Annotated in this window: 10 protein-coding genes and 2 pseudogenes; 2 read left to right on the top strand and 10 right to left on the bottom strand. The window is 56.3% G+C overall.

Going from position 1 to position 17,559, the window contains the following annotated elements; genetic code table 11:
• Nucleotides 1-246: 246 nt before the first annotated feature.
• The 6 genes and pseudogenes from OZX57_RS03430 to OZX57_RS03405 all read right to left on the bottom strand — a co-directional run bounded on the left by OZX57_RS03430 (nt 247) and on the right by OZX57_RS03405 (nt 10,916).
• Nucleotides 247-918, bottom strand: a complete 672-nt coding sequence (locus OZX57_RS03430; RefSeq protein ID WP_277162717.1) for a septum formation initiator family protein — start codon at nt 916-918, stop codon at nt 247-249.
• 95 nt (nt 919-1,013) lie between these two features.
• Nucleotides 1,014-2,309: a phosphopyruvate hydratase gene (gene eno / locus OZX57_RS03425; protein WP_277162716.1), complete on the bottom strand. Its 1,296-nt coding sequence runs from the start codon at nt 2,307-2,309 to the stop codon at nt 1,014-1,016.
• A 207-nt stretch (nt 2,310-2,516) separates the two neighbouring features.
• A pseudogene (mfd, locus tag OZX57_RS03420) lies at nt 2,517-6,047 on the bottom strand (transcription-repair coupling factor).
• Nucleotides 6,048-6,180: 133 nt separating this feature from the next.
• Entirely contained in the window at nt 6,181-6,780 is a 600-nt protein-coding gene (gene pth / locus OZX57_RS03415) for an aminoacyl-tRNA hydrolase (protein WP_277162715.1), read from the bottom strand.
• A 193-nt stretch (nt 6,781-6,973) separates the two neighbouring features.
• Nucleotides 6,974-7,465 (bottom strand): GNAT family N-acetyltransferase, encoded by a 492-nt coding sequence (locus OZX57_RS03410; RefSeq protein WP_277162714.1) that lies wholly within the window; start codon nt 7,463-7,465, stop codon nt 6,974-6,976.
• Between the two features lie 181 nt (nt 7,466-7,646).
• A pseudogene (locus OZX57_RS03405) lies at nt 7,647-10,916 on the bottom strand (UPF0182 family protein).
• Nucleotides 10,917-11,218: 302 nt separating this feature from the next.
• Here OZX57_RS03405 and brnQ point away from each other — a divergent pair.
• A complete protein-coding gene (gene brnQ / locus OZX57_RS03400) occupies nt 11,219-12,562 on the top strand; it encodes a branched-chain amino acid transport system II carrier protein (RefSeq protein WP_277162922.1) in 1,344 nt (447 codons plus the stop codon).
• A gap of 102 nt (nt 12,563-12,664) precedes the next feature.
• On the opposite strand, the gene gnd is transcribed toward brnQ, so the two are convergent.
• Nucleotides 12,665-13,540 carry a phosphogluconate dehydrogenase (NAD(+)-dependent, decarboxylating) gene (gene gnd, locus OZX57_RS03395; protein ID WP_277162921.1) on the bottom strand — a complete coding sequence of 292 codons (876 nt, stop codon included), beginning with the start codon at nt 13,538-13,540 and terminating at the stop codon, nt 12,665-12,667.
• 158 nt (nt 13,541-13,698) lie between these two features.
• On the opposite strand from gnd, the gene OZX57_RS03390 reads away from it, so the two are divergent.
• Nucleotides 13,699-14,538: an FCD domain-containing protein gene (locus OZX57_RS03390; protein WP_277162713.1), complete on the top strand. Its 840-nt coding sequence runs from the start codon at nt 13,699-13,701 to the stop codon at nt 14,536-14,538.
• A 160-nt stretch (nt 14,539-14,698) separates the two neighbouring features.
• Here OZX57_RS03390 and OZX57_RS03385 read toward each other — a convergent pair whose 3' ends face one another.
• The 3 genes from OZX57_RS03385 to OZX57_RS03375 all read right to left on the bottom strand — a co-directional run bounded on the left by OZX57_RS03385 (nt 14,699) and on the right by OZX57_RS03375 (nt 17,546).
• Entirely contained in the window at nt 14,699-16,033 is a 1,335-nt protein-coding gene (locus OZX57_RS03385) for a gluconate:H+ symporter (protein ID WP_277162712.1), read from the bottom strand.
• 113 nt (nt 16,034-16,146) lie between these two features.
• A complete protein-coding gene (locus OZX57_RS03380) occupies nt 16,147-16,920 on the bottom strand; it encodes a glucose 1-dehydrogenase (protein ID WP_277162711.1) in 774 nt (257 codons plus the stop codon).
• Nucleotides 16,921-17,024: 104 nt separating this feature from the next.
• Nucleotides 17,025-17,546 carry a gluconokinase gene (locus OZX57_RS03375; RefSeq protein ID WP_277162710.1) on the bottom strand — a complete coding sequence of 174 codons (522 nt, stop codon included), beginning with the start codon at nt 17,544-17,546 and terminating at the stop codon, nt 17,025-17,027.
• Between the last annotated feature and the right edge of the window lie 13 nt (nt 17,547-17,559).

Genomic DNA, 17,559 nt, shown 5'->3' with positions numbered 1-17,559 from the left:
TCATTCGAAGTGGCAGGTCGCCCTTCGACACTTTGAGAGACCTTATTCGAGACTTTCTGGGATTCCTCTTGTTGCACGCTGTTCCTTGTTGTTTGATGTTCCATTGCTGACATTATCTATTCATTGTATTTGGAATCGACCGACATTTGGCTTCGCCACACGATCAATCCGAAAAGCAGGCATCCATATTCGATACCCGACATCGTGTATCCGATTCCAGTATCCGGCCTCTGTTACCGAATGCTATCAGTGGCGTTTGGTGGCATTGGCACCTGCTTGCCCGTTACCTCCACTGGCACCAGCGCCCGTCTTTTGCCCACCATTGTTCGAAGGCTGTTGACCGCTTTTACCCTTGTTCCCCTGCTGATTTGCCTGACCGGTCTTGTCGCCAGGATTGGTGGCATCTTCGGTCTGACCTCCGACAGCACTCGGAGTGGTGACACCAAAATCTCCGGTTTTGGGTTTCTTTACTGGTTCATCGGCCTTTTTGAATCCATAGGCTAGTTCGCGGTACCACGGCAAAGTCTGCTTGTCTGAATCCGCCGCACTTTGATCGTGTTCATCGGTTTTGGGTTTTACCCCGGTAACGGCCTCAGGATGTTCGACGTGAATAGCCTGTTCGCCGGGAAAGACGAACCCCAATCGTTCGCGCGCTTGTGCGGTAACGTAAGCATTGTCGTTCCAACGCGAAATATCGTTTTCAAGATCCTGCTTCTTGGCCACCAATGCGGCTTCCTGCCGTTTCAGGCCGTTGAGCTCAGCGAGGTTCAAAGCGTAACTGTGGAAAGTAGCGACCAGCTGAATGGCGCCCAGTGCCACGATAAACAAGGCGATGAAGAACGCAACCGGTCCGGATCCACGGCGCTTGGCCAGCTTCTTGCCATCTCCGGATTTGCCCTTGTTTTTCGTGGTGCCCATAAGAAACGAAAATACCCGTCGCATTCGACTTACAAAAGCGAATGCGACGGGCAAAGCTCACAGCGCAACCGCGCTGCAAAGAGGTCTAGAAGAAACTACTTGATGTACTTCTTGCAGGCCTTGAAAGCGGAATAGCCGGCGTACTCGGCGGTGGAGCCAAGCTCCTCCTCAATCTCGAGCAGACGGTTGTACTTCGCGATACGCTCGCCACGGGCAGGAGCACCGGTCTTGATCTGACGGGTGTTCTTTGCGACGGCGAGGTCGGAAATCGTGGTGTCCGGGGTCTCGCCGGAACGGTGGGAGACCATGGAGGTGAAGCCGTTGGCCGTGGCGAGCTCGATGGCGTCGAGCGTCTCGGTGACGGTGCCGATCTGGTTGAGCTTGACGAGCAGGCTGTTGGCAGCGTGCAGGTCGATGCCCTTCTGCAGACGCTTTGGGTTGGTCACGAGCAGGTCGTCGCCGACGAACTGGAGCTGATCGCCCATTTCGGCGGTGATCTTCTGCCATGCAGGCCAATCCTCTTCGGCGAACGGATCCTCGATGGAGACCAGCGGATACTTGGAAACGAGATCCTTGTAGTAATCCAGCATGTAGTCGGCATCGCGATCAGCACCGTCGAAGTGGTACTTGTTGGTGTCCTTGTTGTAGAACTCGGAGGACGCCACGTCGAGGCACAGACCGATCTGACGGCCGGGCTCGTAACCTGCAGCCTCAATGGCCTTCACGATGTACTTGAGGGAATCCTCGTTGTCCTTCATCTTCGGGGCGAAGCCGCCTTCGTCGCCGAGACCGGTGTCGTGGCCGTCCTTCTTGAGGATGCCCTTGAGGGTGTGATAGACCTCAACGCCGGCACGCAGCGCATCGCTGTAGGTGTCGAAGCCGTACGGGGAAATCATGTATTCCTGGATGTCGGTGGCGAAATCAGCATGCGCGCCACCGTTCATGATGTTCATGTTCGGAACCGGCAGGATGTGGCCGTTGGTGCCGCCGATGTAGCGGTAGAGCGGCAGTTCGGCGGATTCCGCAGCGGCATAGAGGGCCGCGAGCGAGACGCCGAGGATGGCGTTGGCTCCGAGCTTGCCCTTGTTGGGGGTGCCGTCGAGCTCGATCATGGTCTCGTCGAGCGCGCGCTGGTCGGTGGCATCCATGCCGATGACCTTGGGGGCGATGATCTCGTTGACGGCCTTGACCGCTTCGAGAACACCCTTGCCCTGGTAACGGGACTTGTCGCCATCGCGACGCTCCCAGGCCTCGGCCTCGCCGGTCGAAGCGCCGGAAGGAACCAGACCGATGCCTTCGGCACCATCGACGGTGTCGAGAACTACCTTGACGGTCGGGTTTCCACGAGAATCGAGAATCTCGCTGGCATATACGCTTTCAATTGCTGCCACAATTACTCCTTAAAGATGGACTTGCACTAACAGTTCCAAGATTAGTTTGTTTGATGGACGTAAGCCAACAAAACAAGACCATTATTGTGAACGCTAACAGTTCTTGTCGCCTATCAAAAGCTGGTATTCGACAGCTCGCTTTTATTGTAACGATTGTTTAATCAGTCCTGTGTCTGAGACGTTCCAGCACCGATCATCAGCAACGGTTCAGTTTTGCTTTGGACTGACCGTCCACGCGAGGTCTTCGAGCAATTGGTCGGTCCAGCCCATCACTTCGGGACTGGTCATCGGTTTGCTGCCCATCGAGCCGCCGAACGGCGCAGGAATCAAGAGCGTATGCGTTACGGGGCGGTACTGCGAGCCACGATAGATACGGGAAATGCGCATTTGCAGTGATTCCGGCGGGTCGATCTTGGCAACGCGTACGCGGCTGCCCTGTGTGACGATCTCGGAGATGCCGAGCGCACGGGCCTTGCTGCGCAGTCTGGCGACATCGAAAAGCGTGTCGAATTCCTCGGGAAGCGGACCATAGCGATCCGTGAGCTCTTCACGCAGGTCGGTAAGATCCTGCTCGGTGCGCGCACTGGCCAGTTTTCGATAGGCCTCGAGGCGCAACTTGTCCGAATCGATGTAATCGACCGGAATGGAAGCCTCGATGGGCAAATCGATGGTGACGGCGACGGATTCCTTGCGCTCCGGTTCCTTGTACTGTTCAACAGCGTCGGAAACCATGCGTACATAGAGATCAAAGCCGACGCCCTCAATGTGCCCGCTCTGCTCGCCGCCCAAGAGGTTGCCAGTGCCACGCAGCTCGAGGTCCTTCATCGCCACGTCGAAGCCGCTTCCCAGCGCCGTGTTCTGCGCGATGGTGGCCAGGCGGTCGTGCGACTGCTGGGTCATGGGCTTGGACGGGTCGTAAAGGAAGTAGGCGTAAGCACGTTCACGACCGCGGCCCACACGGCCACGCAACTGGTGAAGCTGGCTCAAGCCGAAGCGGTCGGCATGGTCGACAATCAGCGTGTTGGCGTTGGTAATATCGAGGCCGGTTTCGATGATGGTGGTGCAAACAAGCACATCGATGTCGCGATGCCAGAAGTCCTGGATGATGTTGTCGAGCTGCTTCTCCCCATCTTGCCATGGGCGATGCCGATTTTCGCTTCGGGTACCAGCTCGTGAATCTTGGCGGCAAGCTTATCGATATCGTTGACGCGGTTATGCACGTAGAAAACCTGGCCTCCACGCAGAAGCTCGCGCCTGATGGCGGCGGTAACCTGCGCGTCTTCATAAGCACCCACATAGGTAAGCACCGGCAGACGATCTTCGGGAGGGGTGGCGAGCGTCGACATTTCACGGATGCCGGTGACTGCCATTTCCAAGGTTCTGGGAATTGGCGTCGCGGAAAGCGAGAGCACGTCGATGTTAGTGCGTAGCGCCTTCAATGTTTCCTTGTGCTCGACGCCGAAACGCTGTTCCTCGTCGATGATTAGCAGGCCCAAATCCTTGAATTTGATTTTCGGGTTTAACAGCTTGTGCGTGCCGATGACGACGTCGACAAAGCCAGATTCCAGACCTTTGAGCGTTTCGTCGATCTCTTTTTTGGTCTGGAAACGGCTCATTGCCGCCACATGAACCGGGAATCCTTCGTAGCGTTCGGTGAACGTCTCGTAGTGCTGCTGCACCAGAAGCGTGGTCGGGGCGAGAATGACGACCTGTTTGCCGTCCTGCACCGCCTTGAATGCTGCACGAACGGCGATTTCGGTCTTGCCGAATCCGACGTCACCGCAGATCAGGCGGTCCATCGGCACTGACTTTTCCATGTCAGACTTGACTTCGTCGATGGTGGTAAGCTGGTCGGCCGTCTCCTGGTACGGGAACGCCTCCTCCAGTTCCTTCTGCCACGGGGTATCAGGGCTGAAGGCGAAGCCTTGGGACTGTTGTCGCGCGGAATAAAGCTTGACCAAATCGTCGGCAATTTCGTGGACGTGTTTGCGGGCCTTGGCCTTGGTCTGTGCCCAGTCGGAACCGCCGAGCTTGTTGAGCTTGGGCTTGTCAACTCCGATGTATTTGGAGATCTGATCGAGCTGGTCGGTAGGGATGAACAGCTTGTCCGACGGTGCGTTGCGCTTGGACGGCGCATATTCAATGACCAGATATTCGCGAGTGGCACGATTCGCGCCAACGCCAGTTGTACGCTGACGCATTTCGACGAATTGACCGATGCCGTGCTGCTCGTGAACGATGTAATCGCCGGCCTTGAGCTCCATCAGGTCGATGGCCTTGTGGCGGCGACGCGGCGTCTTCTGCTGGGCAACGGCACTAGTCTTGCCGGTCAGATCACGTTCGGTCAGCAGCGCGAATTTGGCGGCAGCATCGATGAAGCCGTCCATGGCCTGCGAGCGCACGGTGTCAAAACGCGTCACCCCGGTCTGCCCCAACGCTCGTTGCAAACGCGCCAATGTACCTTTGGAGGCAGCCGTAATAGTGACTTCGAAGCCGTCGTCAATCAAGCCTTCGACGCCAGTGGTCGCACGCTTTTCGTCGCCACGATATTCTTCGGGGACCGTGGCATCGAGTTGGACATGGCCGGACATGGTCTTGTCGACGCCAAAACTGGTGAGCCTCCACACGTCGTGGTTGGAAAATTCCAGCGAGCGGATGGTCTCGTCGAAATCAAGGAAACTCGCTTGGTCGAAACTGATTGGAGCGCCCGCACCATGACCGCTGGCGGCCACGTGCCAGCTCGCGGCGAGGAATTCGTTCGCGGTTTTGGCAAGATCGGCGGCGGCACGGCGCAGCTTCTCGGGATCGGAAAGCATGATGACCGCGTCTTTGGGCAGCATCGTGGCCACCGACTGCATATCATCAATCAACGCGGGAATCAGGGATCAGGGACTCCATGCCTTCCACCGGAATGGAATCGGCGATGGATTGCAGCATGTCGTCAGCGTTGGGAATCTGCCCGATCAACGATTTGGCGCGAGCGCGCACCTTGTCGGTCAGCTGCAGCTCGCGGCAAGGCGTGGCCCAGACGACATCGATGCCGTCGCCATAAGTGCGCTGGTCAGAAGCATGGAATTCCTTGATGGTGTCGATCTCGTCACCGAAGAATTCGATACGAACCGGATGTGGCAACGTCGGCGGGAATACATCGACGATGCCACCACGAACGGCGAACTCGCCACGGTTGACGACAAGGTCGACCCGCGTATACGCATTTTCAACCAGACGTACGGAAACCTCGTCCAACGGAATCTCATTGCCGACCTTGAACACCAACGGTTCCACGTCGCCCAAACCGGCCACCACCGGCTGAATAAGCGAACGCACCGGCATAACGAGAATGCGAATCGGACCGAACATGGCGCTGTGCTCCTGCGGGTGGCAGAGCCTGCGGAAAACGGCCATACGACTGGCTACGGTGTCGGCACGGGGCGACAGACGCTCGTGCGGCAGCGTCTCCCATGCCTCAAGCTGGCTAACTTCCCCGGGTTCTCCTCCGTACCAAGAGCGTATGGAATTGACGGTTTCCTCGGCCTCTCGGCTGGAAGAAACAACCATCACCACAGAAGAATATTGGGCTCGTGCAGCTGCGAGCGCTGGTCGGATGCCTTCCGGTGCACCAACGGTCAACGCCTGGTCGGCCGCACCTTCCGGAGCCTCAATCTCACCGGCAAGTAGGTCTCGGAACGCCCCGTCATCGTCAAGCCTGGGCAAGAATCCGGCAAGCGCCCCGGACATATCCTGCACCTGTGGTTCTCCATCTTTGCCTTGATTCGATTTTTCCACTGGTTTGGCTGCTGGTTTCGATATAGACGTTGCTGCTTTACCTTTGTTTTCGTGCCTTGTTGTATTTTCGGAACGGCCTTGCGTTTCAGCGGCCATTGAAACGCTCCTGCGCCTCGCTCATGCCTTCGAACATGATGGTTTCCACCGCATCGGCACCGTCGGCGAGGAATTCGGGCAGCTCCTTGCGCTGGGAACCAGAGAACCCACCGAGCACCCAGTTGACCGTGTTTTCGTGGGCGTGTGGCCCACGCTCAGCGTGACCGGTGCCCATACGAACGCGGGAATACTTATTGGTGCCCAGCGATTTGTCGATGGAACGGATGCCGTTGTGCCCGCCTGCGGAACCGCCGGACTTGACCTTGATACGGCCGAAATCCAGATCCATATCGTCGTGAATGGCGATGACATGGTTCGGTTCGATGTCATAATAAGCGGCAATGGACGAAACCGCATCTCCGGAATCATTCATATAGGTCAGCGGCTTAGCGAGGAAGAATTTCATGCTTTTGCCGCTGAGGTTCATCACACCTTTGCCCAGTTCGGCCAATCCCTTATGGTCGCCCAGACTCACCGACCAGCGTTGCGCCAATACGTCGGCAACCATGAACCCCATGTTGTGACGGGTGCCTTCGTACTTCTTGCCGGGGTTGCCCAGTCCTGCGATCAGCCAGAATTGTGATGCCATCTCTCGTTTCGTTCCTTCTTATCGGCGATATACAAGCTATATATCAGGTCCATTTACGCAAGCCTGCTTTTATCCGGGCATGACAAAGCACCCCGAAATGCGGTTATCTGATACCCATCATACCGATTCCAACCGACGCTCGGCTACGCCCAACGACGAACCCCACAAGTGGCGATTCATCGATCAACTGACATCACAGATCCAGGTACCAGTAGGACATATCGAGATAGCCATGGCCATCCCAGCAGGCCTGCGGAAGAAAACCGTAGCGGGTGAAACCGAAATGGTTCATCAAAGCGATGGAACCGGTGTTGCTGGCGAAAATCAAGCCGATGGCCTTGCGGTTGCCAAGTTCCTTGGCTTTGTCCAATAGCCAGGAGACCATCTGAGTGCCGTAACCCTGATGCTGTGCAGCGGTGGCGATGTAATAGCTCAATTCCACAATGCCGTCGTAACCCGCACGCGGATGGAAACGTGACAAGGAGCCAAAACCGACCACTTCCCCGCTTTCGTTTTCCAGAACAACCACAGGAAAATCATGGCGCGGCTCGTGCTCCGACACCCATTCACGGCGCTGTTCGAGGGTGCGGGGCGTCAGGTCGGCCGTGGAACCGCCGGCGACGACGGCCTCATTGTAGATATCGGTGATTGCCTGCAGGTCGTTGTCCACTGCCGCTCGAATCATGACTACCCCTATCATCAACTGCTCAACTTATTCAAAACATGACTTAGACGGAACCAAAACCGTACTGTTTAAGCCTATCCGAAAACCGTACCGTTCGGAAACAATAACGGCGTTATATGAACAGCAAATGAAACACTACCGTTCGTATAACGCCGTTATCTGAACCTATCGGTTTACCGGCTTACTGCTGGCCTTCCAGTTGCAAGGCACGGTTGAGCTGGTCGTTAAGCTCCTGCTGGGCCTTGCCATAGGCCGTCCAATCGCCCTTCTTCATGGCAGCGTCGGAGTCCTTCATGGCTTGTCCCGCCTTGTTCAAGGCGTCCTTGAGGTCCGGGCTATTGGCAGTCGAGCCAGAAGAGCCAGCCGCACCGGAGGAACCAGAGGAACCGGAAGCTCCGTTTTGGCCATTGGCAGTACCGGAGGTATCGTCCTGGGCGGCGGAATTGTCGGATGAAGACGAACCGCCGGTTGTGGCACCACCCTTGTTTTCGGCATCACCAGCCGAAGCGCCGGAATCACCACCGAAGACCTGATCGAGCGCCTCGTCCAAGGTGTCAGCGAAACCGACCTGATCGCCGAAGGCCACAAGAACCTTCTTCAGAAGCGGGAAGCTGGTGGCGCCGCTGGACTGGACATAAACAGGTTCGACATAGACCAAGCCACCGCCCAAGGGCAGCGTGAGCAGGTTGCCACGCACCACCTTGGTGGAGCCGGTTCCCAGAAGGTTGAGCTCCTTGGAAGTCGTCGGCGTTCGAACTGAAGTTGTTCTGCGCTTGGCCGGGGCCTGGCACATTGGCGTCCTTCGGCAACTCCTGCAATCGTATCGTGCCGTAATTCGGCCCTATCTTGCCCTTGGTATTTCCGGCGTCGGAGTCGACGGAGAGGAATCCGGTCAAAATCTCACGCGTGGAGCTGCCCGCCGGAATATAGGTGGACGTCAGCGAGAAGAGCGGGCGCTTAGAACCGCCTGTTTTCAGCGTCAAATAGTATGGCGGTTGCAACACGTCACGCTTCTGCGCGTCCGTGGTCTCAGTAGGATCAACTGGGGTCTGCCAGAAGTCCTCGCCCGAGAAGAACTGGCCTGCGCTGGTGACATGGTACTTGGTCAACAGCTGACGCTGGACCTTGAACAGACTTTCTGGGTAGCGCAGATGGCTCATCAGCTGTCCGGAAATGTCCGAAATCGGATGGTATTGACCTGGGAAGATCTTTTGCCATGCCTTGATGACCGGATCCTTGGTATCCCAGGTATAAAGGTCCACCGAACCATCGTAGGCATCGACCGTGGCCTTCACCGAGTTGCGAATATAGTTGGCGGGCTGCGAATTGAGTCCTTGCACGGTCTGGGAAGTAATCGTGGTGGAATCCTGTGTGGCCACGCCGAGATCGGTCATCTGCGAATACGGGTAGGCGGAGGAAGTCGTATAGCCGTCGACGATCCATTTCACACGTCCGTCAACAACAGCCGGATAAACGCGTCCGTCGAGCGTCAGATACGGGGCAACCTTGGCAACACGATCACGCGGGCTGCGGTCGTAGAGAATCTGCGAATCGGAAGTGACACGGTCGGAGAAGAAAATCTGGTCACTGCCGAAACGGATGGCATAGAGCAGACGGGTCAGCATGTTGTTGACCTTCGGTCCCCGTTACCTTGGAAAGTGTTGGAGGCTCCAGTGGATCCCTGCGGATAATCGAACTCCCAAGGTTTGCTGCCCTTGGGCGAGCCGACGATGGAGTAATCCGGCGAGTTCGGAGAGAAGTAAATACGCGGCTCATAGTGCTGCGACTTTGTCAGCTTGCCCTGGGTAGGGATGCCGGACTCGAAGAACTCGGGGTTGCCGTCAGCGGTCACCTTGTTGCCATACGCAGCAACAACACCGTAGCCATGCGTGAAAACGGTGTGGTCGTTGACCCAGTTGCGGTTGTCGTTGCCGTCGACGTTGAGCTCGCGGGCGGCGATGACGGTGTCCTGGCTCTTGCCGTCGATATCGTATTTATCGACCGCCAACGAATCGGCGAACTTGTAATACTGCTTGGACTGCTGCAGCTGCTTGAATGTCGGCGAGATGACCTCAGGGTCGAGCAAACGAATCTGCGCAGTGGTCTCCGGATCACTGGCCAAAGCGCCGGACTTGCCCTGAGTGGTCGCGTGATAACTGCCGACCTTCACCTTGTCGAGGCCGTAGGCCTGCTGGGTCGCCTTGATGTTGCGGGAGATATACGTCGATTCCATCTCCTGCTCGTTCGGGCTTACCTTGAAGCGCTGCAACAGCGTCGGCCAAATTCCACCGAGCACGATGGCCACAACCACGACCGCTGCAACGGCGATCATTGGCACGCGCCAGGCCTTGACAGCCTCGACCACACGGACATCCGGCGAAGCAGGGCCGTCGAAAGAGTGGGAGCGCATGAGCCAGATACCCAGCAGCACACCAAGAATCGCGGTCAGGCCGGCGAGAATGAACGTCACCGGAACATTGGAGTGCACCGTGGTGTAATCGGCTCCGGTGAAGCGGTCTCCGGTCTGGGTAAGCGTATTGAAGATGCCGATGGCCTGGCGCGCGGACCAGGCAAGCATATTGAGGATGAACCAGACGCTGATCTGGCGACGCGCATACTTGGTCATCGTCATGATGCCGTGGCCATTGACCGGCATGGTGATACGGATGCCGCCCATGGCGAAATGCGTGACGATTGAGAACAGCAAACCAAAGAAGAGCAGCATTCTCAACGCCGAGAGCATCAGATTCACACCGGGAAGAATGAAGACATAGAAGCCGTTGTCGATGCCGAACTGCGGATCTTTGATACCGAATGGCTGAGCATGGAACATCAAGAGAATCTCGGACCAGTTCGAGTTGAACTGTGCACCGAAAATCAGGCCGACAATCAGTGAGACGATGACAGCCACACGCCTGGCCTTCTTGGAGCTCACCGACTTGCCGACTTCGACGATATCGCCCTTGACGCGGATGGTGGAACCGTCCGCCGAATCAGGGCGCTTACGAATGGCCATGGTGGCGGCAAAATAGCTCACCAACGCCATCAGCACTGCAAAGGCGACCCACAGGCCAACCTTGGTCCACAGCTGTGTCCAAACAACGGATTGGAAGCCAAGCTGGCCATACCACATCAGGTCGGTGACAAAATGGTCGAGCCCGAACAGCAGAGCAAGAACCAACACCACGGCCACAACCACGCCGATAAAGACCTTTGTACCGTTGGATGTCCCCTGCGGCCTGCCGCTCGAGCGGCGCGTCAAACGTGGGTTGCCATTACGCGGCGGCCAGAAATCGCTTGCCGCAAAACCAGAACGTCCATTGTTGTTGGCGTCGTCATCGCCGTCGGTGCGGATATGCAGAATCGTCGGATCATCGTCATCGTCGCGCCGGCGATAACGGTTGGAACCATTGCGCGGATCCGGAACGTTGAAAAAGTCAAAGAAAGACATGCCTCAATCGTACCGAAAGGTGTCGCCCGTCACACCTAGAGCGAATAAGACAAACCGGCGGCAATCAAGACGACCCTGTATAGCGAATTAGACACTCCTAACTTGACCGTCCTTCTCCTTATAGTGGTCAACATTGAAGATCATGCAGATGACACAATCACTGCAACCTCAATACCGGAGGAACTATGGAAAACACTATAAAATCCGGCATGGCAGAAGCCAATGGCAACGCCATCGCCGACAACACGCAACACCCTGACACGACCAAAGTCAAGGGTGATACCGCGTCGCCGATAGGCAACATTCAAAAACTTTCAGGAAAACACCGACTGGTCACCGCATTCACCTTCTTCTCCATGTTCTTCGGGGCAGGCAACCTCATCTTCCCGCCGCTGATGGGCGCTCAGGCGCAATCCGCCGCAATCCCGGCTACTATCGGCTTCATCATCTCGGCGGTCGGCCTGCCGATTCTGGGCGTACTGGCCGTGGCTTCGGCCGGCGGCTTCGAACATCTCGCCTCGCGAGTCTCTCCGAAGTTCGCCACGGTGCTGGCGTTTGTCATCATCATGGCCATCGGCCCCTGCTTCGCCATCCCCCGCACCGCCACGACCTCTTACGAAATGGCAATCACCCCGTTCGCCGGCGAGAACAACCGTCTGGCGCTGCTAATTTATTCCGTCATCTTCTTCACACTGTCATTCATCCTGAGTCAGCACCCTGAAAAGCTCTCCAAATCGCTGGGCCGTTTCATGGGCCCGCTGCTGCTTGTACTCATCGCGGTCATGTTCGTCGCCTGCATCTTCATCAACCATGCTCCGCTGGGCAAGCCATTCGGTGATTATGGGCACGAATCACTGATCTATGGATTCATCAACGGCTATCAGACCATGGACCTTCTGGCCGGCCTGTATTTCGGTATCGTCATCTCCGCCAACATCTCGGCGTTCGGTGTCACCGACACCAAGGCAAACCGTCACGAAACCGGCATTGCTGGAGCCGGCGCCGGTATTCTGCTCGTTATCATCTACGCGGCGCTTTCCTTCATCGGCACGGTGAGCGGAACCATCAAATCCGCCAACGGCAAGAGCGACACCGGCGCCACGGTGCTGACCAACCTCACCACCTCGGCCTTCGGTTCCATCGGCACTGCCTTCGTCGGCCTCATCTTCGTGCTCGCCTGCTTCAACGTCTGCACCGGCCTCATTTCAACCTGTGCGACCTATTTTGAAGAGAACTTCCCCACCGTCTTCGGCCATCCCGTCAATTACCGTGCGTGGAGCATCGTCTTCGCAGTCTTCAGCTTCATTGTCTCGAACGCAGGCCTGAGCGCCATCATCACTGTCTCGCTGCCGGTGCTGGGCGCCCTCTACCCCATCGCCATCGTGCTGGTACTGCTCAATCTGGTTGAGAAGCCGTTCACATCCAAGTTCCCACGCGTCTATATCTGGACAGTCCTTCTGGTAGCGGTGTTCAGCATCTTCGACTGCATCGTCAAGCTGCTCGCCGTCTTCGGCCTTTCCGTGACTTCTGTAAGCAACATGCTGGCCCATTTGCCGCTCTACAACGCGCAGCTGACCTGGCTCATCCCTGCAGCTGCCGGCATCATCATCGGAATCATCGACAGCCTGATTCGACGCAAGCGCTAAATCATTCCATTACATATATATTGTGGGGTTCCGTTTTAATAAACGGAACCCCACAATATTAATACAGCCTCGTCAGCAACCTATGCCCGAAGCGTTCTGCGCTCAGGCCTTGGTGACGTGCCCACCGAACTGGTTGCGCATCGCGGTGACGACACGCAGAACGTCATCGGATCCGCCGCGCGAAGCCTGACGAGTGAAGAGACCGGCGGTGATGGCCGGAGTCGGCACACCGAGTTCGGCTGCAGCTTCAATCGTCCATTTCGCTTCGCCGGTCTCATCGGCCACCGGCGGCACATCCTTGAGGTCCGGATCGTTTTCCATCGCACGAACCACCAGATCGAGCAACCACGAAGAGACGACACTGCCGGAACGCCAGGAAGCCATGACCTTATCAGGGTCATTGATATATTCGCTGCGTTCCATGGTCGCGAAGCCTTCGCCGAAGGACTGCATCATGCCGTATTCGATGCCGTTATGCACCATCTTGGCGAAATGGCCGCCACCAACGGGTCCGGCATGCACCAAGCCGTCCTCGCCTTCTGGCTTCAATGCCTCGAAGATCGGCAACGCACGCCGATACTCCTCATCAGTGCCGCCAACCATCAGAGCATATCCGCGCTCTTCGCCCCAAACGCCGCCGGAGACGCCGCAATCGATATATTCGATGCCCTTTTCCGCCAGCTTGTCAGCGTTGATCTTGTCGTCGCTATATTTGCAGTTGCCGCCGTTGATGACCATATCGCCCGGTTCGAGCAAATCCATCAGTCCCTCGAGCGTGCTGTCAGTAGCTTTGCCGGCAGGCACCATAATCCAAATGGTGCGCGGGGCATCAAGCTTCGCAACGAGCTCACTAAGGCTCGCGACGTCACGATCTGATTCAGGACTCAGGTCATAGCCCACGACCTCATGTCCGGCCTCACGAATTCTTTTGGCCATATTGCCGCCCATGCGTCCAAGACCAATCATGCCCAGCTGCATCATGTCCTCCTTGAGAAACATCTTTTTACTATCAGACAAAGAGTACCATATATATTAAAGAGATTACTTTTGTTTTTTATAAATATTTCTTATCTCACATTTTTGATTTTTTACTCGTAAATATCAACTTTATGCAATTCGTTTGCTACTCTGAGACCATGGTTAGCAAACGCACAGGATCAACGGCAAGTTCTGCTCTCTATTCCCCTACGGAAGAGAGCAACGCCAAACAGCAATCCTTATCCGCCGGCAAATCGGATGCGCAGCCTGCTTTCCCATCGGATTCGACAGACCCATCCATCTTGCAACAAAGCCAGATTCCCATGCACCACGCAGTCGCCGAGCAGCTCGCTGTCGACATCATCGAAAACCGATGGAAGCCGGGGACCAGTATCACCCTTAACGACATTCAGGAACGTTTTTCCATTTCACGAACGGTGGCGCGAGAAGCGGCGCATGCGCTACAATCCGCAAAAGCAATCATCGTCCGGAAACGTGTGGGACTCATTGCCCAGGAACTGAACAAGTGGCTGTCGTTGGATACCCAGGTCATCAAATGGAAGCTTCATTCGAGTTATCGAAAGCAACAGCTGCTGACACTGACCGAGTTGCGCCTTGCCGTCGAACCAGTCGCAGCGGGCGACGCCGCTTTGCACGCACCGATGGAGACCAGGGCGCTGATGCCTGTTCTGGCCAGCGAAATGCGAAAAAACGGAGAATCCGGAAATCTCGACAAATTCCATGAACTCGACGTTCGCTTCCATAACGAAATACTGATCAACAGCGGCAATGAATTGTTCGCCGCTCTTTCACCATTGGTCGATATCGTGTTGAAAAGCCGAGTGGAGCAGGGGCTCTACCCCGCCGCGCCGCGTCCTGACGCCCTGGATGCACACGAAAAAGTGGCGGAGGGGATTTGGAAAGGCGATGCACAACTCGCCCACGAAGCCATGACCCATATCGTTGCCGAAGTACGCACCACCACGCAGAATGCCTGAATAGGAATCAACAATCTCATACAAATAAGGTCCTGCTCCATCCGAAAAGACGAAGCAGGACCTTATTTATTGTTGATGAGAGATAGCGTTTACCGACCAATGCCGTATGGCTCATTGTTCAATGGCAAATAAGCCATACGGTTAACGGTCAAACGAGATATCAGACGAATAGCGACAGGCAGAGCACCGAAAGCAATCCCACAACGGAAATTACCGCCGTCGCCACTGTCCAGGACGAGAGGGTATCCTTCAGCGACAGGCCGAAGTATTCCTTGATCATCCAGAAACCGGCGTCGTTGACATGGTCGCAGAACACGGAGCCCGCGCCGACGGCCAGCACCATCAATGCCGGGTTCACACCGGTGGAAGCAATCAGCGGCAGCACCAGGCCCGCGCCGGTCAGCGAAGCGACGGTCGAGGAGCCCACGCAGACACGCAGGATGGCGGTGATGAGCCACGCCGCAATCAGCGGCGGCATATTGATGTTCGTGAAGAGATGCGAAACGTAAGTAGAGACGCCACCGTCGACGAGCACCTGCTTGAAGGCGCCACCGCCGCCGATGATCAGCAGCATCATGGCGATCTGCTTGACCGACTCTTCCATGGACTTGGTGATCTCGCCCATGTTCCTCTTCTGATGGAAGCCCATCGACCACACCGCAAACAGCATGGAAAGCAGCATTGCGATATCGGGGGCACCGATGAACTGGATGGCCTCGTTGACGACGTTCTGCTTGGGAAGGATGAACGAGCAGATGGTGGCGAAGGCAATCAGGATGACCGGCAGCAGCGAAGTAAGCACGGAGATGCCGAAGCCCGGGGTGTCCTCGGTCTTGAATTCCTTGTATTCGCCCAAAACGGTGATATCGATGTCCTTGCGGTACAGGCCGGGACGCAGCTTGTGCAGGAAGTGGTTGAAGACCGGGCCGGAGATGATGACGGTCGGAATGGCGACGATGATGCCATAGATCATCACCTGACCCATGTTGGCGCCGAGCGTACCGACAATCGCGGTGGGTGCAGGGTGCGGCGGCAGGAAGGCGTGAGCCACGTTCAAGGTGACGGCTGCGGAAAGGCCGAGCTCCATGAACGGCATATCGATCTCACGGGCGATCACGAAGATGATCGGGAGCAGAACGACAAGGCCGACTTCGAAGAACAGAGCAATACCGACAATGAACGACGCCAGGACGACGGCAATCTGGATGTGCTTGCGACCGAACTTGTCAATCAGCGTCATCGCAATACGATGGCCGCCGCCAGAGTCGGAAACCAGCTTGCCGAGCATCGAGCCGAAGCCGAAGATAATGGCCAGATGTCCAAGCTGCCCACCGATGCCGTTCTCGATAGTCGTCGGAATCTTGGCGATCGGAATCTGAAGGACCAGAGCCGCCAGAATGGAAGTGATAATCAGCGAGACAAACGTGTTGAGCTTGCACTTGGCAATCAGGAATATAAGCACTGCAACAGCGCAGGCCACGATTACTAATGGCATTGTTTCACCTACCCCTTTACTTTTTCTTCTTTGATATCTATTACTTGTTTTTTGACTTCCCGCACCTTTCGACGCAGGAAACAACTTGATGTACGCTTCCGTCGGCCTTGCGGTCAGCGGAGCAGATAGCCCCCATCGACGGGAAGCATCACACCGGTGACGTAATCGGAAGCGGACGAGCACAGGAACACCATGGCCCCCATCAGCTCATTCGGCTCTCCCCAATGGCCTGCCGGGATGTGGTCATGAATCTCGACGCTGCGCACCGGGTCGTTCTGCAGGGCCAACGTCATCGGCGTATTGATGTACCCGGGAGCCAGGCCATTGACCTGCACGTTGTACGGCGCAAGGGCATCGGCGTAGGCCTTGGTCAGCCCCATGACGGCGTGCTTGCTTGCGGTGTAAGGGAAAATCCTCTTGCCGGCACGGTAGGACTGCATCGAACCGATGTTGACGATCTTGCCGCTCTTCTGCCTCATCATCACTTTCGCGACTTCATGCGAAAGATAATACAGAGCGTTGAGATTCACGTCGATGACCTTGCGCCAGTCCTCGTCAGGGAAATCGGCAAGATCGTGACGCAGCTGGATGCCGGCGTTGTTGATGAGCACATCGATGCGGCCGAACTCCTTGAGGGTCTGTTCCACGATGGATTTCGCCGCGCCTTCCGCGGTGATGTCCTGCTTGATGAAAACGACTTTGCGACCGTTTTCTTCGACGATCTTTCGAGTCTCGTCCCAGCCGTTCTCGGAAGCACTGACTACGCAGACATCGGCACCAACGGTACTGACAGCCTGGGTATAGTATTTGCCGAGCCCGCTCGCTCCTCCGGTAATGAGCACGACCTTATCGGTCAGTTCAAAGCTATGAATTGAAAATTCTGCCATCTTTTATCCTTTCCTTCACCTTTAAAGGTTTGGTAAAACACGAATAAACATCATCGAAGAAATCGCCACAGCGACAGCCTTGCCTTCGCTGTGGCGATTTTCCACTATGCGAGTTTGCCGGTTTCCTCATAATGCTTGATGGCATCGATGGCGCGGCTTTCGACCGTGGCGGGGTCACCTTCCACGGAAACCGTGACACCGTTTTCGTCCGGCTCGAGCGGCTGGAGATCAGCGAATTGGCTGGGCAGAAGCGACGGCGGCATATAGTGGCCTTGGCGCTTGGACAGACGGTCTCCGATAAGCTCCTGCGTTCCGGAAAGATGGACGAAGAGAACATCGACATGCTTCTGAAGCACTTCACGATACTCACGCTTGAGTGCCGAGCATGAGACCACCGTCGAGTTTCCCTGCTTGTCCTGATCGGTCATCCACTGGCTGATAATCTCAAGCCACGGCCAACGATCCTCATCGGTAAGTGGGATACCATGGCTCATCTTTTCGACGTTTGCCTTCGGATGGAAGTCATCGCCCTCGGCCATGACAAATCCCAGCTGGTCGCTGACTGCCTGTGCCACAGTGGTTTTGCCGCAGCCGGCAACGCCCATGATGACTACATGAATACTCATATTTAACTCTCCT

It is taken from the genome of Bifidobacterium sp. ESL0682 (assembly GCF_029392815.1).
GTDB lineage: Bacteria > Actinomycetota > Actinomycetes > Actinomycetales > Bifidobacteriaceae > Bifidobacterium.
The sequence above is the reverse complement of the archived record's forward strand: the minus strand, read 5'-3'. Positions and strand labels throughout refer to the sequence as shown.